22 protein-coding genes and 1 tRNA gene are annotated in these 21404 nt (G+C 54.2%); 11 read left to right on the top strand and 12 right to left on the bottom strand.

Annotated elements, in window-relative coordinates; genetic code table 11:
• The first annotated feature begins 129 nt into the window (after positions 1–129).
• Positions 130–1230 (top strand): Acg family FMN-binding oxidoreductase, encoded by a 1101-nt coding sequence (locus tag ACR0JF_RS01345; protein WP_170659615.1) that lies wholly within the window; start codon positions 130–132, stop codon positions 1228–1230.
• Positions 1220–1669 (top strand): MarR family winged helix-turn-helix transcriptional regulator, encoded by a 450-nt coding sequence (locus ACR0JF_RS01350; RefSeq protein ID WP_480668856.1) that lies wholly within the window; start codon positions 1220–1222, stop codon positions 1667–1669. The genes ACR0JF_RS01345 and ACR0JF_RS01350 overlap by 11 nt, the downstream gene beginning before the upstream one ends.
• A 38-nt stretch (positions 1670–1707) precedes the next feature.
• Here ACR0JF_RS01350 and ACR0JF_RS01355 read toward each other — a convergent pair whose 3' ends face one another.
• The 4 genes from ACR0JF_RS01355 to ACR0JF_RS01370 form a co-directional block, all read right to left on the bottom strand.
• Positions 1708–2454, bottom strand: a complete 747-nt coding sequence (locus ACR0JF_RS01355; RefSeq protein ID WP_480668857.1) for a hypothetical protein — start codon at positions 2452–2454, stop codon at positions 1708–1710.
• Between the two features lie 216 nt (positions 2455–2670).
• Positions 2671–3180 carry a GNAT family N-acetyltransferase gene (locus ACR0JF_RS01360; RefSeq protein ID WP_170659617.1) on the bottom strand — a complete coding sequence of 170 codons (510 nt, stop codon included), beginning with the start codon at positions 3178–3180 and terminating at the stop codon, positions 2671–2673.
• A 189-nt stretch (positions 3181–3369) separates the two neighbouring features.
• Positions 3370–3819: an ester cyclase gene (locus ACR0JF_RS01365; protein ID WP_480668858.1), complete on the bottom strand. Its 450-nt coding sequence runs from the start codon at positions 3817–3819 to the stop codon at positions 3370–3372.
• Positions 3820–3916: 97 nt separating this feature from the next.
• Positions 3917–4465: an amino acid synthesis family protein gene (locus ACR0JF_RS01370; protein ID WP_170659779.1), complete on the bottom strand. Its 549-nt coding sequence runs from the start codon at positions 4463–4465 to the stop codon at positions 3917–3919.
• A gap of 470 nt (positions 4466–4935) precedes the next feature.
• On the opposite strand from ACR0JF_RS01370, the gene ACR0JF_RS01375 reads away from it, so the two are divergent.
• Both ACR0JF_RS01375 and ACR0JF_RS01380 read left to right on the top strand, forming a co-directional pair.
• Positions 4936–5250: a hypothetical protein gene (locus tag ACR0JF_RS01375; protein WP_480668859.1), complete on the top strand. Its 315-nt coding sequence runs from the start codon at positions 4936–4938 to the stop codon at positions 5248–5250.
• 200 nt (positions 5251–5450) lie between these two features.
• Positions 5451–5882: a hypothetical protein gene (locus ACR0JF_RS01380; protein WP_170659620.1), complete on the top strand. Its 432-nt coding sequence runs from the start codon at positions 5451–5453 to the stop codon at positions 5880–5882.
• Between the two features lie 81 nt (positions 5883–5963).
• On the opposite strand, the gene ACR0JF_RS01385 is transcribed toward ACR0JF_RS01380, so the two are convergent.
• Both ACR0JF_RS01385 and ACR0JF_RS01390 read right to left on the bottom strand, forming a co-directional pair.
• Positions 5964–6383: an ester cyclase gene (locus tag ACR0JF_RS01385; RefSeq protein ID WP_170659621.1), complete on the bottom strand. Its 420-nt coding sequence runs from the start codon at positions 6381–6383 to the stop codon at positions 5964–5966.
• A gap of 232 nt (positions 6384–6615) precedes the next feature.
• Positions 6616–8382: an adenylate/guanylate cyclase domain-containing protein gene (locus ACR0JF_RS01390; RefSeq protein WP_480668860.1), complete on the bottom strand. Its 1767-nt coding sequence runs from the start codon at positions 8380–8382 to the stop codon at positions 6616–6618.
• Positions 8383–8752: 370 nt separating this feature from the next.
• Here ACR0JF_RS01390 and ACR0JF_RS01395 point away from each other — a divergent pair, with 370 nt between their 5' ends.
• Positions 8753–10630 carry an adenylate/guanylate cyclase domain-containing protein gene (locus ACR0JF_RS01395; protein ID WP_170659623.1) on the top strand — a complete coding sequence of 626 codons (1878 nt, stop codon included), beginning with the start codon at positions 8753–8755 and terminating at the stop codon, positions 10628–10630.
• A 312-nt stretch (positions 10631–10942) separates the two neighbouring features.
• Here the strand turns inward: ACR0JF_RS01395 and ACR0JF_RS01400 are convergent, their stop codons facing one another.
• Entirely contained in the window at positions 10943–11494 is a 552-nt protein-coding gene (locus tag ACR0JF_RS01400; RefSeq protein ID WP_170659624.1) for a luciferase domain-containing protein, read from the bottom strand.
• A 53-nt stretch (positions 11495–11547) separates the two neighbouring features.
• The gene (locus tag ACR0JF_RS01405) at positions 11548–12138 is read right to left on the bottom strand and encodes a YceI family protein (RefSeq protein WP_170659625.1); all 591 of its coding nucleotides are present in this window, start codon (positions 12136–12138) and stop codon (positions 11548–11550) included.
• A 124-nt stretch (positions 12139–12262) separates the two neighbouring features.
• Here ACR0JF_RS01405 and ACR0JF_RS01410 point away from each other — a divergent pair, with 124 nt between their 5' ends.
• Positions 12263–12844 carry a TetR/AcrR family transcriptional regulator gene (locus ACR0JF_RS01410; RefSeq protein WP_170659626.1) on the top strand — a complete coding sequence of 194 codons (582 nt, stop codon included), beginning with the start codon at positions 12263–12265 and terminating at the stop codon, positions 12842–12844.
• A 551-nt stretch (positions 12845–13395) separates the two neighbouring features.
• Here the strand turns inward: ACR0JF_RS01410 and ACR0JF_RS01415 are convergent.
• The 4 genes from ACR0JF_RS01415 to pdxH all read right to left on the bottom strand — a co-directional run bounded on the left by ACR0JF_RS01415 (position 13396) and on the right by pdxH (position 15243).
• Positions 13396–13472: transfer RNA gene (locus ACR0JF_RS01415), tRNA-Pro, on the bottom strand.
• A gap of 44 nt (positions 13473–13516) precedes the next feature.
• On the bottom strand, positions 13517–13984 hold the full coding sequence (locus tag ACR0JF_RS01420; RefSeq protein ID WP_170659627.1) for a DUF192 domain-containing protein: 468 nt from the start codon (positions 13982–13984) through the stop codon (positions 13517–13519).
• A 4-nt stretch (positions 13985–13988) separates the two neighbouring features.
• Positions 13989–14516: a cold shock domain-containing protein gene (locus ACR0JF_RS01425; RefSeq protein WP_170659628.1), complete on the bottom strand. Its 528-nt coding sequence runs from the start codon at positions 14514–14516 to the stop codon at positions 13989–13991.
• A gap of 121 nt (positions 14517–14637) precedes the next feature.
• Positions 14638–15243 carry a pyridoxamine 5'-phosphate oxidase gene (gene pdxH, locus ACR0JF_RS01430; protein ID WP_170659629.1) on the bottom strand — a complete coding sequence of 202 codons (606 nt, stop codon included), beginning with the start codon at positions 15241–15243 and terminating at the stop codon, positions 14638–14640.
• A 136-nt stretch (positions 15244–15379) separates the two neighbouring features.
• Between pdxH and fabI the strand changes: the two genes are divergently transcribed.
• The 5 genes from fabI to trpE all read left to right on the top strand — a co-directional run bounded on the left by fabI (position 15380) and on the right by trpE (position 21367).
• Complete coding sequence (fabI, locus tag ACR0JF_RS01435) at positions 15380–16186, top strand: enoyl-ACP reductase FabI (protein ID WP_170659630.1); 807 nt, start codon at positions 15380–15382, stop codon at positions 16184–16186.
• Positions 16187–16192: 6 nt separating this feature from the next.
• The gene (gpt, locus tag ACR0JF_RS01440; RefSeq protein WP_170373804.1) at positions 16193–16702 is read left to right on the top strand and encodes a xanthine phosphoribosyltransferase; all 510 of its coding nucleotides are present in this window, start codon (positions 16193–16195) and stop codon (positions 16700–16702) included.
• Positions 16703–16758: 56 nt separating this feature from the next.
• Complete coding sequence (locus ACR0JF_RS01445) at positions 16759–17934, top strand: aminotransferase (protein WP_170659631.1); 1176 nt, start codon at positions 16759–16761, stop codon at positions 17932–17934.
• A gap of 68 nt (positions 17935–18002) precedes the next feature.
• On the top strand, positions 18003–19844 hold the full coding sequence (locus ACR0JF_RS01450; protein ID WP_170659632.1) for a SurA N-terminal domain-containing protein: 1842 nt from the start codon (positions 18003–18005) through the stop codon (positions 19842–19844).
• Between the two features lie 11 nt (positions 19845–19855).
• Positions 19856–21367, top strand: coding sequence for an anthranilate synthase component I (gene trpE, locus ACR0JF_RS01455; protein ID WP_170747531.1), 1512 nt, complete (start codon positions 19856–19858; stop codon positions 21365–21367).
• The last annotated feature ends 37 nt before the right edge of the window (positions 21368–21404 follow it).

The raw sequence follows: 21404 nt of genomic DNA on the forward strand, positions 1-21404 counted from the left end.
GTCCGCAGTTGCGTCCGGCTGTTCTGCTTTTCTTTTTTCAAATCACTTAACCAATCAATGCATCGATTGGGGTTGAATTAGTACGATTTCGCATTATTTTGTTCGATATCGCACTATTGGAGACTCAAGATGCCAAATCGAAGACGTTTTCTTAAGATTCTAGGCGGAGGCACAATTCTGGCGGCAACGGGCGCGGTTGGGTTCCTCGCTACACGCACGCCGCATGACGCGCTGGCTCCGTGGACGCCAAAACCGTATGAAGACCCACGCAAAGCTGCTTTGTCCTACGCAATTCTCGCCCCCAATCCACACAACTTGCAACCTTGGCTGGTCGAGTTGGTTGGGCAAGACACAGTGCGCATCCACCGTGATCCTGATCGCGAACTTCCGGAAACCGATCCTTACCACCGCCAGCTCTTTATTGGCCTCGGCGCATTTGTTGAGACGATGGTTCTGGCGGCAGGTGCACAGGGATTTGATACCGAGGTCGAACTTCTGCCAAATGGAGATGACGGACCTATCGCAGAAGCAGTGTTTGTTCATGGCGGAGCGCCCGATCCACTCTCAGATCAAATCCTCAAACGGCATTCCAACAAAGAACCGTACACTGAACAGCGCCTTTCTGCCGATCAAGTGTCTAAGCTTGGCAACTATGCAACTTTGATTGCCGATGAAGATTTGGTGGCGCGTATTCGAGACCTCACGAAACGCGCTTTCGAAATCGAAATGCGAACACCGCAGACCCTGAAAGAATCCGTAGACCTCATGCGGATCGGGAAAGCAGAAATCAACGCCAATCCGGACGGGATTGAATTGCGCGATCCCATGCTGGAAACGCTGCGACTTACCGGCCTATTGGACAATGAAACCCTTATGAATGTTGATCACCCAGGCACTCAGTCTCACATGCGAGGCTACTTCGCTATGCTAGACGCGACGCCGCAATACGCAGTCCTCACGACAGCTACAAATACGCGAAGCGATCAACTCGAAGCCGGACGTCAATTGATGCGTTTCTACCTGAAGACAACTGAAATGGGTCTGGGTGTGCATCCCGTCAGTCAGGCCCTTCAGGAATATCCCGAGATGGCCGATGAATACGCTCTTGCGCATGAGCTTCTTGCGTCACCGGGCCACACGGTGCAAATGTTGCTGCGTTTGGGGTATGGACCTGAACCAATTGCCACACCCCGCTGGCCTCTGGAGACACGAATTCTGAATGAAGCCTGAAGATGAGACCAACGAAGTCTACCGGTTCTTCACCGAGGTCGGGATCATCAACCAGCTGATCTCGACCAAGCTTGAGGCGTTCTTACCTGGCAGAATGACCGCAACCCAATTTGGCATATTGGGTCACCTGGTCCGGCGCCCCGAGGGGGAAACGCCACTACAGCTATCGAACGCTTTTCAAGTGCCCAAGACGTCGATGACGCATATGCTCTCCAGTCTTGAAAACCATGCTCTGATTACCCTTGAAACCAACCCTAATGACAAGCGTTCGAAAATAGCCCGTTCCACGCCACAAGGCGCGGAGTTTTTGAAAGCTTGTACCGAGCGGATGTCGGAATCCCTGGCTCCAGCTTTGTCCGAGCTCGGGTCAGATCCATTTCACAATTCGCTGCCGAATCTGACGCTCATACGCGAAGCTTTGGATAGCGAACGGGACTAGACAAAAACTAGTATTGGCCAGAATACGAAGCCAAATTTTCAAAACATCATGCAATCTCCGCCCGGCGGAAGCGGCGGAGATCCTTCAGGCAAGGTGGGCGTGTAGTCAAATGTCACAATCTTCGCGCCGCCGTCGAATGCTACAAACAGTTGGTTAGATCCCGGCCTAATGGCGATGCCTTCCGGGTCAGTTCCGAATTCCAACAGGCTTTGCTGGGCGAGCAGTTGGCCATCTGCCGTGAACTCATACAAGCTGTTTGACCCTTCCCAGTCATCAACAATCAACATGTGGCCGGTGCGTGGGTCAATGGCGATACCCTGTGCCTCACTTAAGGGGGGAGACAGCTTCATGGTATCCAACCTCGCCGTCAAAGCACCCTCTGAAGTGAACCAAGACAACCGTTCGGGGTCATCCTCTACGGTCACGATCTGCCCCTCCGCATTGATCGCGATCCCCTCGGTGTCTGCGAATCCGCCGTCCAGTTTGAAAGGCGCTCCGAGTGGCTCTCCATCTTTGGTGACACGTTGAAGGCTGCCGAGACCGTCGCCCAACAACAAGTGATCCCCTTCGATAGCAATTGCTTTGATACGGAAGAGATCGCTGGATATGCGGCGCAACTCATCACCTTGCAATGTAACGAGAATAGCCTCGGGCCCCTCGTTCGCAATCCACAACCCACAAAACGTCGGATCGTAGTCAAGACTTGCGGGTTGATTGAGTTCATAACGCCCTGTTTCGCGAAGCTGCAATGCCGTGGCCGGGGTCGACACAGCAAAAAACAACAAGGCGGTGGTCCTCACAAACACTCAGGATGCTCCAAAAATCTGCATCAAAATTGTGGGTCGGAATCGCAACAGGTCAATGCAAAAAGCGCCTAAACTTCTTAAGCCAAAGAGCATCACTTTACCTGATCAGAAAGGCTTAGAAAGCCGGCAAATGAGAGCGCTGTTAGTGCACCTTTCACTCCAGAAGGTCGGAGTTCGAGGGAAGTCAACCGGTGATTACAAGTCGTACTTCATATAGACTAAATAGGGTTCGAACTCGGGGGGATTCGCGTTTTCAGTATAGCGCGGAGTGTATTGAAAGCCGTGTTTCTCGTACGTTGAGAGCATCGAGCGATTGCCTCTTGCTGTATCCACGTAAATCGTTCGACACCCCATGGCCTTTGCTTCCGCTAATCGCATCTCGAACAAACGTCTCCCAAGTCCCTGTCCCTGTACTTCGGGCCTGACAAACATGCGTTTCATCTCGACGGCGTCCTGCCTAATCCGGCGCATTGCACCGCATCCCAGCAGATGCCCATCTTGGTCACGAGCCAACGCCAGACGCCCATCTGGTGGCAACATTTCATCAAGATTGTCGATAGAACTGCGCACAATATCTTCGGGTGCCAGGACTGGTCCACCGGCAGCTTCAAACGAGTTTAGGACGACGCGGTAATATTCGAACAACAACTCCTCGAATGCCGTCACGTCAGACACTTCGGAGACAAAAGAAACATCCGAGATCATAGTAGATAGCCCCAACCGCTGCCCAAAAACTGTCGCACCTTGGTTTCAAAAAGGCAAATTTGACCATGCTAAGCGGAATCAGAACCAATGCCCGCTAAGGGACTCGATCCGTTATTTCGCTCAATTTTGGCAGAGGTCTAATTTGCGGAAAACAGCTGTCATCCGAACAAGAAACCTTTGAACGTGGATTCAACCGACACTCGACTTAGTGCCCTGTTCGACCAGTCCAAGTTGTCGCGCAATGTTGGCGCTGTCATAGTCGTCATTTCCCTCAACCACCTCCCCGTGCTTAACACGCATCACCGAGCGATAGCGGACTTCGGCCGGCCTTCCAGTTGGTGTGAAATCTCCAAGGCTTGAGCGCAGCGCACCAGTGGGCGTGCCCGTGTTTTGGAACTCAACAGTAGCCCATTCGCTGCATTGGCTGACCACGACACTCTCAATCTTGCACAGCCCATCAGGAAAAGCCTCGCGCCCGCGATGGTAGTCTGCTTTGTATGCTTCCTTTCCGGGAAGCTTCTCGCCACGCGAGATGTCTTCAAAATCGCAATCCTCAGCAATTATAGCTGCACCTAGGTCGGGGTCACGCATATCCGAGTACTCGTGAAACTGCCGAACTGTTTTCTCCGTGGGGTGCATTGCTTTGATACCTCTTATTTAAATGTGAGCATTGTGTACACGCACTTACACCGACAAATCGAAGACCACTCATGGGAAGTTAATGGCTAAAAAACTTCTATGTATTTATGGGCCCACTTCCGCATCTAGGGATATGGCGACCTCGATCAGCATATGCCAAAAACATAACTATTTCTTCGGGACGCGGCCCATCCGGCACACAAAGCGTCATTGTGTCGAAATGATCGAAGGACAAGGGGTCGCCCTTATGACCAAGAAGCAAATCGATTGAAGTTCCAGCCGCTCCAATTTTCACGTTGGATGGAATGACAGCGTCGCCCCCATTAGCGGCGGCTCGCATCGGAGTGCCGAGTATGGGATGTATGACTGCGCCACCGTGCTCCATATCTCCGGAAACCCCAACAATCGCGGCCTTCCCATGAGATACTGGCGCTCCTTTAAGCTGCGAGACGGCTTGTTCAGCGAGTTGTTGCCCAAGTTCAGCCCCGATCTCAAAAAGCGGCGTGAGGTCAGCTTCGAAACGGCCAGCCATCGGGTTTCGAAAAACAGCGGCAGTCGCAACGTGGCACACCTCCTCACATGGCTCACCGAATGCATCAAACTTTATGTGCTCCCGCACTATGATAATTTTGCGTGCCTCGACCATGAATTCCCCCATTTCCTCGTTGAGGCATAATGATATCAAATCCGCCGTGCGTCGACTTCGAAGGTTGCCCTTCATAAATCGATTGATGGGTTCCCAGAGTCTGCTTCCGGAGTAATTGCGGTCGTTCGCTCAATCGCAAAGGATGTCTATTCTGTGGACCAAGCGCTTCAAATGGGCATTGCAAGCTGAACGATTTTGTTGAGCCCCGATCTCATGATCGACATTCATAATACTCTATTTTCTTGCCACTTTTGCTCGTCGTCCACGACCTTTTCGACTACGCGGTCCCGGAAAGCATAGCATTCCGAGCAGCGACGCAAATGGTATCCTCCAGTAGGGCATGGTCTTTCTCCAAAACAAAGTTCGACAAATCACAAGCTGCCCGAGCCTGAGGCTGCAACCCACAGACCACAATCGTAAAGACCTGTAAGAAACCCGTAAGAATCTTGGGAAGAGCGTGGATTTTTGGCATGCTAGCATCGTTGAACCCAGCAGCTACCAAGACTAAAATAAAAAATTGGACGTCTCTTTTTGCTCAGAAACTACGCTACCATCGAATAGACAGCGTTGGCCATGGCCGCGTGACTCAAGAAGAATTAGCGGTGAAGCTCAACGTAAGTGTTGACGCCATTGGCAAATATGAGCTCTCGCTGTCGTATATCCATGGTGACCTTGAGTACCAGCTGCAAGAAAAGCTCGGTTGGAGCTTGGAGGATGTGGTCGCTTGCCGAGAGGATTGGGAGGTCGGGCGAGCGCAACACTCAGGTCTACCTATCGTTTATTAAACAATCTGGAAGTGATCAACGAATTCGGTGACTCCTCATCGGCGGTAACACAAGCCGTTGCATGCATGGAGGTGAACGACGAAGATGGCTTACCCGGTGGCTTTTCGACCGCTGACTAGGTGAGGCATGATAAACAAGAATCGCGCCTTTTGTCAGGGCCCTATGTAATACTTGGGTCGAAAATCGTTGGACACATTGGATTGATTTTTCCAAAGTCTGATCCCGAAACGAGTTTCTATGACCTTCTGTTTGATGCAGCGGAGCTTACGCCGGCTCCTCTAAAACGCCTTTTACTACCGGGTGACTACTTTGCATATTGCCCAGCGATTTATGTCGCGCGTGGTCATGAGGGTGCAACTCGCTTGCTCCTTTCAGAATTTGTTTTAGAGTTGGAAGAGTTTCTGGAGAGGGAGATCTTTGTTCGTGAGATTGGGGCAATCTCAGTGAACGATCTTGGAACTCAATTGTGCGAAGACCTTGGCCTCAACTTTGTGGGAGCTCATCAGCGGTACGCCGGTTTCGGGGTCTGGACTTTAGATTGCGCGGATATCGCCGCTTTGGGCTCGGAGGCGCCTTTCGCGGCCGTTCAAATAAGTGACTGGAGGCAGACCAAACCAGACATTCAATCCTAGATTTTGTAGTTCTGGCTTTGCGGACCAAGCCGACGTTCAACGAAATCTAGCGAGATAGCCGATATGCCCTGAGATATGTCATCATGACACGAGACCTAGCTGCTGAGCGATAGAAGCAGCGTCCAAATAATCTCTGCCTTCTTTAACTTTGCCATCCTTTACCCGCATCACACTGCAATAGCGTATCTCTTGCCATCTACCAGTCGGCTCGAACACTCCAAGGGAAGATTCAAGAGGGCCAGTATGGGTTCCGCGATTGATAAACTCGACTACAACTCTGTCGCCATCGACTACTACATTTGTGACCTTGACCTCTCCATCGGGGAACCCGCGTCGCCAGCGTTCATAGTCCACTCGATAGCCCTCAGGCCCAATCTGGCTATCGCCTCGTGGGACCTCTTCGAACTGGCAGTCGTTCGCAATAACAGTAACACCGCGTTCGGGATCACGCATATCCCAAGATTCGTGGAATTGCCGAACGATCTTTTCTGTCGGATGCATTTCCAAGTTCCTTTGCGTGTGTGTATGAGAAGAGTATCAATCGGAGTCGGCCTGTCCACTACAAGATCCAAAATGGGTCCGAAGCGGTCGCTTAAGGTTCCCCGGCACGGTCAAGTAGGTTGAATGTTTTTTCGCGGAGAAAGCCTCCATGGGGAGAAAAATGTCAGAATACTCGATTTTTTTTGGGAGTAGCTCCAAAACAGATTTAATACCGATATTTACCATCTGCTCGTCAGCCTACAGCAAGCAATGAGACTTTGTTTATCAGCACTGATACCCGGCGCATCTCCTTTTGAAGTTGCTCATTGCGCCGATTGTCTTGAAAGCGTTCAACGGAAACGAAAACTTCTGCGTCGAAATCTGAATCTACAGTGACCAGACGTCGAACAGCGCGATGCAAGCGTGTTGGATCATCCAAGTGTAAAGCAGCTGCGGCCCTGTATGCCGCAGCCCGGCGTGTAATACGAGGAAACGCTGTAGCTGCCTGAAAGCAAGCTTCCCAATTACCCAGCACATAATGCGCGATTACACCAACTTCGCGGCAATACTCCGGAAGAAACGGAACAAGTGCCTCCGCACGTCGCTGAAATTCAAGCCCTGTTTCGCCATCCCCAATATAGTTATGGACATTTCCCGCATGCGCAACGATGTAAGCGTGGTTTGGAGTTATTTCGAGCGCGCGCGTGTAGTGATAAAGCGCGTTGTCGAAGTCTTCTTTGTAAAGGGACAACGATCCCATGATCCGATGCACCTCAGCATCGTTGCCGTCCAATTCCAAAGCGCGACGCCCCATCTCCCAATACAAATCGTCGTCTTTTACTCCAAGCCATTCGTCCCGCGTCGCAACGGCACAAGCCAACCACGCTTGCGCCCTTCCCAGTTTCGGGTCTTTTTCCAAGGCTTTTTTCAGCCATTTAATAGCTTTTTCAGAATTCTCACGGGTAACTCCACCGATGCGGTGATAGTGAAGTCCTCGCTTCAGGCAATCGTAGGCGATCATGTCACTTGTGGGTTTTGTTTTGGCGGATTTTTCGGCATCCAATTCAACGCGGCCCGCGACGGCCGCGGATATTTTGGCGACCATATCATCCTGCACACCAAACAGGTCTTCTAAGTTGCAATCGTAGTTCTCTGACCAGACCTGCGCACCGTTTACACCATCGTACAGACGTGCTGAAATCCTCACGCGCCCACCGAAGACACGCACTCCACCTTCGACAGCGTAACGAACACCTGTTTCGCTACAGACTATTTCCGGAGAAGCTTCACGCTCTTCCAGCGAAAAGCTGGTATTGCGCGAAATTACGAACAACTCTTTGAAACGAGAAAGTTCAGTGATTAAATCCTCAGTCAACCCCTCTGCAAAATACCTCTGTTCTTGATCCATACTGCGATTTTGGAATGGCAGAACGATCACCCCGTTTTCGCGTTGCATAGGTTCAGCATCCGGGGTTTGGGGCACACCTTGTGTCCGCATGAAGCTGTGCAGACCCAAATCGCCCTCAATTGAGTAAAGCTCAACAACCTCCTCGATATTCTTCAGTTTTCGAGGTCCAAGCGATTTGAACCTTACCTGCGCGCCGCGTTTTGCCTGCTCGAACACGGCCTGTGAAACCCAAACCCCTCCTGGTTCGGCCTCCGCTTCAATCCTCGCAGCAATATTCACGCCGTCTCCTAGTAAATCCTCCCCATCAACAATCACGTCGGCGAGATGGATACCAATACGCAGTTGAAGACCGATTTCTTGAGCGTTGTGAGGGGCGGAGAGTTCGCGCTGCAACTCAAAGGCACCGCGCACAGCTGAAACGGGACTGTTGAACTCTGCTATCGCACCATCGCCAAACCAGCTTATTACCCTAGCGCCATGGTGATCCGCTAGCTCTTTTACGATTTTTCGCAGCCGTTTTAAGCGGGAAATTGTATCCGCCTCAGAACGTTGCATCAGAGCTGAGTATCCTACAACATCCGTTGCAAGCACAGTGGCAAGACGTCGTTCCATTCTACTCTCCCGGTTCGTCACCTAAGCACTATAACAGTTTACAAATGTCTTTTCGAACGCGCAAAAGAGGAAAGTACCTGAAAGCCTGTCGCAGAGCGTGAGGAGAGCACGTTTTAGTACGTACTGAGACAAAGAATTGAAGCTTTGCTTTGGGCTCGTTGCCGCCTTTCATTACTTCTGCATCAATAACCGGTCGAAGCCTCAAGGGGGCATTCAATGAACTACTACACTTCGCTGTCAGACACAGCTTCGCGGCCGATGCCTTAAAAAGACTTAACAATCGCTTTGTTGAAAATGCGTGTTCGGCTAGCGCGTCTGGCCTAGATGCAATTTTGCGTTTAGCGTGGTGCCCACTGTGGGAGTTCAGTCGTTGGAAAGACGTCTAGCAGCGATACTTGCCGCCGATGTGGTTGGCTATAGTCGTCTTATTCAAAATGACGAGGCCGGCACACTTGCAAGGGTCAAAGCCCATCGCGAGCAATTTTTTGAACCAATTGTCGCTTCACGACATGGGCGCATCGTCAAATTGATGGGCGACGGCTTGCTTCTTGAGTTCGCAAGTGCAGTTGAGGCCATTCTGTGTGCGTTGGACATGCAGCACTATGTAGGCGTCGTCAATGCGGACCTGCCGCAAGATTCGCAGGTGCGATACCGAATCGGTCTCAATGTTGGCGACATTGTCGTCGATCAGGATGACATTTACGGCGATGGTGTAAATGTCGCCGCACGCATTGAAAGCCTGGCTGTCCCGGATGGCATCTACATGTCGGCTAGCGTTTTCGAACAGGTCCATACCAAACTCGATCTCACCATAGAAGATTTAGGGATGCGAGAGGTCAAGAATATCTCCGAACCCGTTCACATCTACTGCCTTGCAATGGATAAAAAGGCGAAAGCCATCGTTTCTCCTATCGTGCCACTTACGAACAAGCCTTGGAAAAATCGCCTAACCACGGTTAGTTGCACCGCAATTGTACTGGCGTTAGTAGTCGCGGCATGGCTTCAACCTTGGTCCGTGGTGCAATCCCCGGACACGGATGAACAAGCCGCAGCCCTGTCTGGCAAACCCTCCATCGCGGTCATGGCGTTCGACAATCTCAACAACGACCCAAGCCAAGATTACCTCAGCGACGGACTGAGTGAGAACATCTTGACCGCCTTGTCCCGTTTTTCAGACTTCTTCGTAGTCGCCCGAAATTCGACATTTTCATATAAGGACACTCCGGCAGATATACAGAAAGTGTCAGAAGAATTGGGTGTTCGCTATATTGTTGAGGGGAGCGTTCAAATTGCCGGTGAGCGTTTGCGCGTGACGTCCCAACTCATTGATGCGACGACGGGCCAGAATATCTGGGCAGACAGCTATGACCGAGACCTACAGGACATATTTTCAGTACAGGATGAGATAACGCGAACCATAGCTTCGCTTCTCTCCACGAATATCGATTTGGCAGAGTACAGCCGTCTTAAGCATCAGCCTACTGATAGTCTTGGCGCTTACGAATTGCGCAAACGCGCGCAGGAGGAGTGGTTTACCTTCACAAAAGAAGGAAACATAAGGGCGGAAGAGCTTAGCGCAAAAGCCATTGCTCTCGATCCGAACTATGCCGGGGCGTATGTCGAAAACGCTTGGGCACATATTAACGGGTATCGTTGGGGGTGGACGAACTCTTTAACGCGCGAGGAATCACTGGAGCGCGCGTTTGAGATGGCGCGGAAAGCCATTGAACTGGAACCCTTCAATTTCAAAGGTCATTGGGTCTTAGCCAATGCAACCACTCAAAGCGGTAACCTTGAGCGGGCTGCTTCGCTTTACGACAAAGCAATTGCTCTGAATCCAAATTCGGCATCCGTTCTGGCAGATTCCATCGACCCTCTCGTCTATGGCGGCAAGGCGCCTGAAGCCGTTGAGCGCATGAAACTGGCGATCCGGCTGAACCCACATCACCAAGACTGGTATCTTTGGAATCTGGGTTGGGCTCAGTACTTCACCGAGGAGTATGAAGATGCAAAGGCTTCCGTTGAACAAATGAACGAAATACCCGACGGCTTGAAACGCACCTACGCGCCAATTCTTTTACGCCTTGGTCTTCCCAGTGATGCGCAGACTATTATCGATGAGTTTCTAGCGGCCAATCCCGAATTCACTATCCAAGAGGCGATGAATGCGCCATTCGAGAGTGAGGCGTATCTCAATCGGTGGGTAGAGGATCTGCAAAAATTGGGTGTGCCTGATACCAAAGAATGAACGATTTTTCGAGTTTGCTTTGCGGATGTCGCTACCAGACTCAGACACCCACAACTATCGCGACAAACTTTAATCCTGCGATTTGCGGCTGTGGCTTTGTAGTGTTTTCAGCCCGAAGCGGAACTTCGACGCTGAGCTTTGTAAGTTCAATTGCGCGGGAGGCGAGTAATTATTGATGCGAAAGGCTTGAACCTATCGAGCGCTTCGCCACGGCGACAATACAAGAAAGAAATTGACGGCCAATAGCAAAGCGGCTGAACTAGCTCTCTGACAGGAAGCAGGTGTAACCGCAAACTTTCGTGCAAAATAGGGCTAGCCCAAGGTTTTGCCGGTAATGAAGGTGTACGAGCTTTTGACCAAATCGATGACGACATACAGCTCTTCTGGTGTGGTGGGTGTGTATATCATGACAAAGCCGCTCCACCCAGGACGTTGCTTGGCCCAAGGGTGTGCAACGGCCCAACCAGCTTCAATTGCCCGTCGCGCCATTGCGGGGTGCAGCGAAGCGTGCAAGCCGCCATCAGGATGCATGTGCGCAAACTCAAACCCACCGACGATAGAGTTCGGTTCGGACAACAACATATCGGGATCAAGCTGAAAGCCAATCGCGCCAGGTAATGATATGCGTGTGGGGCCAAGTGTGACCCCCGGGAATTGCGCAACTCGCTCCAGCAATAGCTGGGCCAAATCGGCATTAATTTCGACACCAATCTGAGTGTGCGGCACGCCGCTTGTCGTTTCGGGACGGGGCGAGATGCGCTCCGGCAAGGAGCGCTCTTGCGCAGACGCCATCGAGCACATCAATGTCACTACCTTCACAGAAACCGCCAATGTTCTCAGGTGTACATTCATCGTGTTGACCATCCGCCAAAATCAAAGATTGAGTGCTCAGCGCCGTATCGGTGCCCCTGCACGCATCATTCAGCTTTTAACGCTTCGATATTGATCAAGAGCTCTATCTCGTCGCTCACCGCAGGTACAAAGGCCCCAAGTCCGAATTCAGACCGCACGATAGTCGCCGTGGCAGCCAGCCCCAAGGTCGGCGTGCCCTCTTTTGGGCCAAACGGGTATGGCGCTGACTTGTTAAGCGTTGTTTCCAGAACAACAGGCTTGGTGACGCCATTCATGGTCAAGTCGCCAGAAATATCCGCGGTATTGTCCCCGGTGACTTCGATGCTGGTGGAGGCGAATGTGACCACATCACCATCGCTCGCGTCAAAAAAGTCATCTGACATGAAGTGTTGCAGACGGGCATCCCAGCCCGTGATCATAGATTTTACAGACATAGACACTGTGACAGATGACGCAGACGGATCATCTTCGTTGAACTCTATCTCGCCGCTAAAACCTGAGAACATTCCAAAAGTTTCTGAGAAGCCGATGTGGTCGTAGCTGAACAGTACTTGGCTGTGCCCGGGGTCCAGCTCGTACGTATCACTCTCGGACAATGCGGTTGTCGCGCCCATCGATAAGAGTACCGCCAGCGGGGTTGCTGCCACTTTGACCATTGATACACTCCCATTTTGACAAGACTTGTTTGCGGAATTGAGTATTGAGCTTTAGTTTTTAGCTGATCATATTAATAGAACAAATTGTTCTATAGCGCAACAAAGTGTTCTATAGGAGGGGCGATTGAAAGAAGATCCCAGGCTGATCGCCACACGACAGGCCGCACTTGATGCGGCGCAAAGGATACTGATGGATGAGGGCGTGCTGCACGTAACTCATGGCGCGGTTTCAAAGGCAACGGGCATTTCGCGCAGCACACTATACAGGCACTGGCCAGATGCACGTAGTCTGCGTGATGCAGCGTTCAGGCGCATCGCAACACCCCCGAACATACCTCCCAAAACCGATGGCCCGTTGCAATCAGACCTGCGCTGGTTACTCAGTGTACTGATGGGAGCCTTGAATGACACACCATGGGGCCAAATCGCGCCTCAGGTGGTCGCTGCTGCGTCCACCGACGAAGAAGCGCGATTGGTCATAACCGAATTCATGAAAGACAGGTTCGCAAGTGTTGAAGCCGTGTTTTCAGCTGCAATTGACCGCGGTGAGATCACCGCCGACGTTCCGGTTGATCAACTCATAGAACTAGCAGTCGCTGCACCTTACTTCCGCAAGCTCATACGTCATGAGATACTGGACGAAGATTGGTTGGATCAACATGTTGATCTGCTGTGCAGTGTCGCGAAAACCAATTCGGGGCAGTGACCATCGCCTTACTTTGCAATCAAAGCGACCAGCAAAGGGCGCGAGACTTCGGCAGATCAGCAATTCAAGATCGATAGCAAGTCCAGCCAGTTCTTAATAGTGGCTGCTTCAAATGGTCCCGACAAAGGTTCGCGATGATCGTTCGTCGAGGATTGCAAAGTCTGCTATCTGCGCATCGTAGACCTATGCGAAAATCCCAAAAAGGCATGCATACAAATCGGTTTTCTTGGCTGCCGCTTGTTTTCCTCAAGGCTTTCCAGCCGACTGAAACCTTGCCCTGAACGTTTCAAAATAGTTTTGTCGAACTGTTTTTGTTTTGATAGACAGTATTGAAGCTCATATCGACGCTAAAATAGCAAACGGCAAAGCTTGCGCAAAGGGAATCACGGCGCTCCAGCAAAAACTGCCTCACTTTATGCCCACCAAAATGCGCTGTTCCCTCGGTTTTCAGCGAACGTCACCGCCTAAAGAAAACGTCGAAGCGGCTCCAATAGGCTTAATCCAACCCATTGCTAAAAAAAGAAAATTTAGAACTATTAAGGAGCTTGAGGTGGTCGGGGCGGCAGGATTCGAACCTACGACCCCCTGTACCCAAAACAGGTGCGCTACCAGACTGCGCCACGCCCCGGACCGTGCGCCGTTCCTAACGATGCTGATCGGATTTGAAAAGCCCTAACAGGGCCAAATCGCACTCGCTTGTGAAAAAATTTCGTGCCGCATTTGGGTGCCGGGCTGAATGCCATAACGCGCGGACAATCCGGCGTTGATTTCAAGCACGGCAAAGATGTCGCCGCCGCCTTCAATTGGGGTCAGATCACCGGGAATCGCACCTTCATGCACGCGAGTCACGACGCCCGACTGGTCCACGAAAATCATATCCAGAGGAATCAGCGTGTTCTTCATCCAGAACGCGACCTGTTGCGGTGGATCGTAGACGAACAACATGCCCGACCGGTTCGGCAAGTGCTCGCGAAACATAAGCCCGCGCGATTTCTCTGGGCCAGTCACGGCCAATTCGACATCAAATCGGACATGAGTTTGATCGTTGCGCAACTCTACCCGGTCAGAGCGACATTCGGCGGCCACGCCTTCTGCCAGAAATGTCACACATACTGCCAGAGAAGCCCAAAACCGCATCATGGTGTTAGTGATCCAGCGCTGCTTCCCAAGCCAAGACCTGAGCCGCCATGCGGCCCCGTTTGCCATCAATCACCCGCATGGCAAGCGCTTCGCCCGGCTGCAGATCAGCAAGGCCGGAACGGCGGAGAACTTCGATATGCAAAAACACATCCTCGTCCCGACCGAATACATTGGCGAATCCGAATCCCTTGCCTTTGTCGAACCATTTTACCCGCGCAGCTTCCAAAGGCGCCGCCGCAATCGCCGCCGGATCCAGCTCGGCAAAGTCGGCCAACATCATCGAGTCGGCGCGCACCGGAGGATCGACAGCAACAACTTCGACCGCCTGAACACCGCGATCCGTACGATTGGTCATGATCTCGATGCCCGCCCCGTCGGCAACCGAGCTCTGCCCAAAATTCCGCAACACATTCACGTGCAACAGAATATCCGGGCCGCCTTCATCAGACACAACGAACCCGTATCCCTTTGCGGGATCGAACCATTTTACGTGTCCACGAACGCGGTACATGTTGTTCAGGTCTTCAGGCACGGTGTTCCCATCGAATGTTTTAGCAGTGCGTTAAGGTTTCGGTTTTTATGGCAATGCCAGGCAAATTCAAGCTGAAAAAAACCTTTGATTTCGGTCTGTTGCATTTCGCGATACGTGAACGTCATGGATTTAACCTCTGCACTTCCCAAGCGGAACCCGGATCAGCCCTCCGCCATCTGAACCGATCATGCAGGCGAAACGCGCCATCGGCCCAGAATTCAATTTCCGTCGGAACCAACCGGTATCCTCCCCAAAACGGAGGGCGCGGCGGATTGGCTCCCAGTTTGGCCGTCACCTTGGCAACCTCGGCCATCAGGGCCGCTCGGCTGCTCAGGGGTTGCGACTGCTTTGAAGCCCAGGCGCCCAGCCTACTTTTCAGCGACCGTGACGCATAATATTCGTCCGCTTTGGCCCCGCTTTCCCGACTGACTATACCACGAACACGGATCTGACGCCGCAAAGATTTCCAATGCATGACAAAAGCGGCTTTTCCAGCCTGATCCAACTCAGTCGCCTTGGCACTTTCGTAGTTGGTATAAAAAACAAAGGCCTCCGGCTCGATGTTTTTCAAAAGAACCATGCGCGCGTTCGGCATGCCGTCTTTGTCAACGGTCGCCAGCGCAATCGCGTTCGGGTCATTCGGTTCATTCTGTTCGGCCTCACCCAACCACCGCGCCGCTATTTCAAACGGATCGGAGCCAGCAAAAATGCCATCACGCTCGGTCATTTCCATCCCCTGGAAAGTATTTGTCGGAAGCCTAGGGCGATTACCCGCCGCGGGCAAGACCACACGGCCTTGAAGCAGGGCAGTCAATGGCATAAACCCGTCGCAACATAACGCGACGACAGGCGGAGAACCAATCATGTCAAATCAGTTGATGGCCGGAAAACGCGGCCTCATCATGGGACTGGCCAATGACAAATCAATCGCATGGGGAATCGCCCGCGCCTTGTCCAACGCCGGGGCCGAGTTGGCCTTTTCTTATCAGGGCGATGCTCTGAAAAAACGTGTCGACCCTCTGGCAGCGCAACTCGGTAGTGAAATCGTGCTGCCATGTGATGTCAGTGACGAGGCGTCGATCGACGCTCTGTTTACTTCACTGGAAGAGAAATGGGGCAAACTGGATTTCGTTGTCCACGCCATTGGTTTCTCGGACAAGAACGAGCTGCGCGGCCGCTATGTCGACACCAGCCGAGCAAACTTCAAACTAACTATGGATGTGTCCGTCTATTCCTTCACCGCCGTGATGCAGCGGGCCGAAAAGATGATGTCCGCGAACAGCAGCGCCATTACTCTGACGTATTACGGCGCCGAGCAGGTAATGCCCCATTATAATGTGATGGGTGTCGCTAAAGCCGCGCTCGAAGCGTCGGTCAAGTATCTCGCCGAAGATCTGGGCAAGGACGGTATCCGCGTTAACTCGATTTCCGCCGGCCCGATCAAAACACTGGCCGCCAGCGGCATCGGAGACTTCCGCTACATCATGAAGTGGAACGAATACAACTCCCCCCTGCGCCGCAACGTGACGATCGACGACGTGGGCAACTCGGCCCTGTATCTGCTGTCCGACCTCAGCAGCGGCGTCACCGGAGAGAATCTGCACGTGGATTCGGGGTATCACATCGTTGGCATGAAAGCCGTCGATGCCCCGGACGTTGAAAAGGGTTAAGACAACATGAGCGCCAAAGACCGCCTGCCCCACGAAAAAGGCTTCCACATCAGTTGGGATCAAATTCACCGCGACTCGCGCGCTCTGGCGTGGCGGCTGGATGGTCAAGGCCCGGATGATGGCGCATGGCGCGCCGTTGTTGCGATCACCCGCGGCGGCATGGCCCCTGCCATGATCGTCAGCCGCGAGTTGGACATCCGCACCGTCGACACAATCAGCGTCCGCTCGTATCACCATCAGGAACAAGGCGAAGCCGAAGTTTTGAAGGCACCAGATGCAAATCTGATGGGCGATGGTGAAGGCGTTCTGATCATCGACGATCTGGTCGATAGCGGCAAAACGCTGGAACTGGTGCGCGCGATGTACCCTAAGGCGCATTTCGCCACCGTCTATGCCAAGCCCAAAGGCCGCCCCATGGTGGACACGTTCATCACCGAAGTCAGCCAGGACACGTGGATCTTCTTCCCCTGGGATATGGCCCTGCAATATGTCGAGCCTTATCGCGGCACCGACTAACTTCTTCTGTTCAAAATACCTCGGAGCGCGAGGCAGAGCCTCGCAGAGATGCTGCCATGTCCCAAACACGCACCCGGTCCACCTTCCCCCCTCCAGTGATGGAGGCGCGGCGTTGGTTGGACGGAGTCGTGTTTCATGACGACCAGCCCCTGATCAACGTCAGTCAAGCCGCGCCGGTTGACCCTCCGCCGTTGTCCATGCGCCAGGCCATGGCAGAGTTCGCTGTAAACGAAGACAGCGCCCATCTCTACGGACCTGTACTCGGTAATAACGATCTGCGCACCGAATTGGCTGCACAAATCAGCGATCACTATGCCGGGCAGGTTTCAGCAGATCAGATCGCCATAACGTCGGGCTGCAACCAGGCATTCTCAGCTGTGATTTCATCGCTCACCGATGAAGGAGATGAGGTCATTCTCCCAACCCCATGGTATTTCAACCATAAAATGTGGTTGGACATGGCAGGCGTGCGGGCCGTTGACCTGCCCACGGGCGACGATCTGCTCCCCGACCCAGAGGTGGCGCGTGCTTTGATCACCGAAAAAACCCGCGCCATTTCTCTTGTGACCCCAAACAACCCGGGCGGCGTCGAATACCCCACCGAACTGGTCAGCGCCTTCTACGATCTCGCGCGCGAGGCAGGCATTCGCTTGCTGGTCGACGAAACCTACCGCGATTTTGATAGCCGCAGTGGCCCTCCGCATGACCTGTTCCAAAAGCCCGGCTGGGATGAGACTCTGGTGCATCTCTATTCCTTCTCCAAAGCCTACCGCCTGACCGGACATCGCGTCGGCGCGGTTGCAACCAGCGCAAGCCTGCTGGCCGAGGCCGAGAAATTTCTCGACACCGTCGCCATCTGTCCCGGTCAGATCGGCCAGTTTGCCGCCCTTTGGGGCATGCAGAACCTCTCGCAATGGCTTGCCGGAGAGCGGGACGAAATCCTCGACCGCCGTGCAGCGATTACTGAAGGCATGCCACAGCTCGAGGCCAAAGGGTGGCGCCTGCTGGGTCTTGGTGCCTATTTCGCCTATCTCGAACATCCTTTCGACCTCCCGTCGGACGAGTTGGCGCAAAGACTGGTGCCTGAGGCCGGTATCCTGCTGCTACCCGGCACCATGTTCATGCCTGATCATGACCCAGCTGGAAAGCGTCAGGTGCGTATCGCGTTCGCCAATCTCGACCGCGCCGGGATCGCGCAATTGTTCGACCGGTTGCAGGCTCTGTCCTTCTAAGCTTGCCCCCCGGCGGTGCCCGTCGTATTCAGGGCCGCAACCAACAGGGCAAGCAGTAAGAGGGCATCATGGCCGCAGGCAAAAACAGCATCTCGAAAACCTTTGTCTGGATTCTGATGGGCCTTCTGTTCGTAGGCCTCGCAGGGTTTGGCGCCACTAGCCTGACCGGCACCATCCGCACGGTTGCGCAGGTCGGGGATGAGAGCATCTCGGTCGACGCCTATGTCCGTGAGCTTCAACGCGAAATCCGCGCGGTTGAGGCGCAGACCGGCCAAGCCCTGCAGATGTCTCAGGCACGTGAGCTGGGTCTGGAACAGCTCGCCCTGTCCCGTCTGACCGCCTTAGCCGCTCTCGACAATGAGGTCGGTCAATTGGGCCTGTCCATCGGCGACGAGAACCTGCAGGACGAGATCGTCTCGATCCCGGCCTTTCAAGGCGTGAACGGCACGTTCGACCGCGAAGCTTATCGCTTTCAACTGGAACAGATCGGGATGACCGATACCGAGTTCGAATCGGACCTGCGCAAGGAATCCTCGCGCACCATCGTACAGGGCGCGATCATCGGCGGTGTTGAAATGCCCTCAACGCTGACCGACACTCTGACAAACTATATCGGCGCGCGCCGCAGCTTTACCGTGGCGACTTTGGGCACGGATGCGCTGGAAACGCCGGTGGGCGATCCGACCGATGCGCAAATCCAAACCTACTATGACGAGAACACCGACCAATTTACCCTGCCCCGCACCAAGCGTCTGACCTATGCGATCCTGTCGCCAGAAATGCTGCTGGATACGGTCGAGGTAGATGAGGACACGCTGCGCCGTCTCTATGAAGAGCGCGCCGATGAATACCAACAGCCCGAGCGCCGCTTGGTCGAACGCCTGAACTTCCCGGACGAAGACTCTGCGAACAACGCCAAAGCCCAGCTTGAGGTCGGCGGCACAACCTTCGAGCAACTTGTACGCGAGCGCGAGCTTGAGCTGAGCGACATTGATCTGGGCGATGTGACCCGCGACGATCTGGGAGAAGCCGCAGATGAGGTCTTTGCTGCTGAGCTGGACTCGGTCGTTGGCCCTCTGCCCTCCGTGTTCGGCCCGGCGCTGTTCCGCATCAACGGTTCGCTGTCCGCCAACAACGTCCCGTTCGAGGATGCTGAGCCCGCCCTGCGCGAAGAACTGGCCTCGGACCGTGCACGTCGTCTGATCGAAGCACAATCCGAAGACATAAATGACATGCTCGCAGGTGGCGCCACGCTGGAGGAGCTGGCACAGGAAACCGATATGGAGCTGGGCCAAATCGACTGGACCCGCGACAGTGTGGATGAAGTCGCCGCATATGACGGTTTCCGCAGCGCGGCTGAGGCCGTGCGAGACGGCGACTTCCCCGAGATCGACTTCCTCGAAGACGGCTCAATCTTCGCTCTGCGCCTGAACGAGGAACTGGCCCCGCGCCCAGAGCCTCTGGACAGCGCCCGTGACCGCGTCGCCGCCGCATGGGTTGCCGCTGAGACTGCCAAGGCACTGCAAGAGCAGGCCAATTCTGTTGTCACCACCCTGGCAACGGATGGCGATTTCACCGCCACCGGCCTGCCGTTCCGCGTGGAAAACGCACTGACGCGGACTGCGTTTCTGGATGACGTCCCCGCAAACTTCATGAACGAAGTCTTCGAGATGGAGCCGGGCGACTTACGCGTCATTGGTGGCGAAGGAACTGCCCTGATTGTCCGTCTGGATGAGGTTCTGCCCCCGGCAGAAAGCGATGAGCTGCGTCAACTGAGCGACGCTTTGACCGCGCAGATGAATCAGGCGCTGGCGCAGAACATCTTTGACGCCTATGTGCGCGACGCCCAAACCCGCGCGCGCCCGGTTGTCGACCAGCAGGCCCTGAACGCCGTGCAGGCGAGTTATTAAACGAGACCCAAATGGCCCTGACACCCGAATATGAAAGCTTCGCGCGCGCCTATGAAGCGGGCGAAAACCAGGTTGTATATACGCGCCTTGCGGCCGATCTCGACACACCTGTCTCGCTGATGCTGAAACTGACAGGGGCGCAGAAGGATGCCTTTGTGCTTGAATCGGTCACCGGTGGCGAAGTGCGCGGGCGCTACTCGATCATCGGTATGAAGCCCGATCTGATCTGGCGTTGCCGGGGCGAGGAGTCCGAGCTGAACCGCTCGGCCCGATTCGATGGCGAAGCCTTCACGCCGCAAGACGGCAATCCGATGGATAATCTGCGCGCGCTGCTGGCCGAAAGCCGCATCGACCTGCCCGATGATCTGCCTCAGGCGGCGGCTGGGCTGTTTGGCTATCTAGGCTATGACATGGTCCGTCTGGTCGAGCATCTGCCCGATGTGAACCCCGACCCGCTGGGCTTGCCGGACGCCATCATGCAGCGCCCCTCGGTCATTGCGGTGCTGGACGGCGTGAAGGGCGAAGTGACCGTCGTGTCCCCTGCTTGGGTGACCGAGGGCCAATCGGCCAAGGCCGCCTATGCGCAGGCAGCCGAGCGTGTGATGGACGCGGTGCGTGATCTGGAACGCGCCATGCCTGCTGAAACCCGCGATCTGGGGGACGCGCATGAGGTCGCTCCACCCGTCTCGAATTTCACCAAATCCGGCTATTTGGAGGCGGTCGAAAAGGCCAAGGAATACATCCGCGCGGGTGATATCTTTCAGGTCGTCCCGGCCCAACGCTGGACGCAGGACTTCCCGCTGCCGCCTTTTGCGCTCTACCGATCACTCCGCCGCACCAACCCGTCGCCTTTCATGTTCTATTTCAACTTCGGCGGCTTTCAGGTCGTGGGCGCGAGCCCCGAGATTCTGGTGCGCGTCTTCGGCAGCGAAGTGACGATCCGCCCGATCGCCGGTACGCGCCCGCGTGGCGCGACTCCGGAAGAGGATAAGGCAAACGAGCTTGACCTGTTGGCCGACAAAAAGGAACTGGCCGAGCATCTGATGCTGCTGGATCTGGGTCGCAACGACACCGGCCGCGTCGCCAAGATCGGCACCGTCCGGCCGACCGAAGAGTTCATCATCGAACGCTACAGCCACGTGATGCATATCGTCTCGAACGTGGTCGGAGAACTGGCCGAAGACAAAGACGCGCTGGATGCGTTCTTTGCCGGGATGCCTGCGGGCACCGTCTCGGGCGCGCCCAAAGTGCGCGCGATGGAGATCATTGATGAGCTGGAGCCTGAAAAACGCGGCGTTTATGGCGGCGGTGTTGGGTATTTTAGTGCGGGCGGCGACATGGATATGTGTATCGCTCTGCGCACGGCCATCGTGAAGGATCACAAGCTTTATATTCAAGCCGGTGGCGGCGTTGTCTACGACAGCGACCCCGAGGCCGAATATATGGAAACGGTTCATAAATCCAACGCCATACGACGGGCAGCAGCGGATGCGGCCCGCTTCACGGGCAACCGCAACTCATAAAGAAAGGGCGGCTGATCACATGATCAACCGCCCTTCC

It is taken from the genome of Ruegeria sp. BG11, assembly GCF_056538565.1.

What these genes read in the sequence shown, in the direction of transcription:
- ACR0JF_RS01345 (WP_170659615.1), top strand. Translation starts at nt 130, where the DNA reads ATGCCAAATCGAAGACGTTTTCTTAAGATTCTAGGCGGAGGCACAATT.
- ACR0JF_RS01350 (WP_480668856.1), top strand. Translation starts at nt 1,220, where the DNA reads ATGAAGCCTGAAGATGAGACCAACGAAGTCTACCGGTTCTTCACCGAG.
- ACR0JF_RS01360 (WP_170659617.1), bottom strand. Translation starts at nt 3,180, where the DNA reads ATGATCTCGGATGTTTCTTTTGTCTCCGAAGTGTCTGACGTGACGGCA.
- ACR0JF_RS01365 (WP_480668858.1), bottom strand. Translation starts at nt 3,819, where the DNA reads ATGCACCCCACGGAGAAAACAGTTCGGCAGTTTCACGAGTACTCGGAT.
- ACR0JF_RS01370 (WP_170659779.1), bottom strand. Translation starts at nt 4,465, where the DNA reads ATGGTCGAGGCACGCAAAATTATCATAGTGCGGGAGCACATAAAGTTT.
- ACR0JF_RS01375 (WP_480668859.1), top strand. Translation starts at nt 4,936, where the DNA reads ATGCTAGCATCGTTGAACCCAGCAGCTACCAAGACTAAAATAAAAAAT.
- ACR0JF_RS01385 (WP_170659621.1), bottom strand. Translation starts at nt 6,383, where the DNA reads ATGCATCCGACAGAAAAGATCGTTCGGCAATTCCACGAATCTTGGGAT.
- ACR0JF_RS01390 (WP_480668860.1), bottom strand. Translation starts at nt 8,382, where the DNA reads ATGGAACGACGTCTTGCCACTGTGCTTGCAACGGATGTTGTAGGATAC.
- ACR0JF_RS01400 (WP_170659624.1), bottom strand. Translation starts at nt 11,494, where the DNA reads ATGGTCAACACGATGAATGTACACCTGAGAACATTGGCGGTTTCTGTG.
- ACR0JF_RS01405 (WP_170659625.1), bottom strand. Translation starts at nt 12,138, where the DNA reads ATGGTCAAAGTGGCAGCAACCCCGCTGGCGGTACTCTTATCGATGGGC.
- ACR0JF_RS01420 (WP_170659627.1), bottom strand. Translation starts at nt 13,984, where the DNA reads ATGATGCGGTTTTGGGCTTCTCTGGCAGTATGTGTGACATTTCTGGCA.
- pdxH (WP_170659629.1), bottom strand. Translation starts at nt 15,243, where the DNA reads ATGACCGAGCGTGATGGCATTTTTGCTGGCTCCGATCCGTTTGAAATA.
- fabI (WP_170659630.1), top strand. Translation starts at nt 15,380, where the DNA reads ATGTCAAATCAGTTGATGGCCGGAAAACGCGGCCTCATCATGGGACTG.
- gpt (WP_170373804.1), top strand. Translation starts at nt 16,193, where the DNA reads ATGAGCGCCAAAGACCGCCTGCCCCACGAAAAAGGCTTCCACATCAGT.
- ACR0JF_RS01445 (WP_170659631.1), top strand. Translation starts at nt 16,759, where the DNA reads ATGTCCCAAACACGCACCCGGTCCACCTTCCCCCCTCCAGTGATGGAG.
- ACR0JF_RS01450 (WP_170659632.1), top strand. Translation starts at nt 18,003, where the DNA reads ATGGCCGCAGGCAAAAACAGCATCTCGAAAACCTTTGTCTGGATTCTG.
- trpE (WP_170747531.1), top strand. Translation starts at nt 19,856, where the DNA reads ATGGCCCTGACACCCGAATATGAAAGCTTCGCGCGCGCCTATGAAGCG.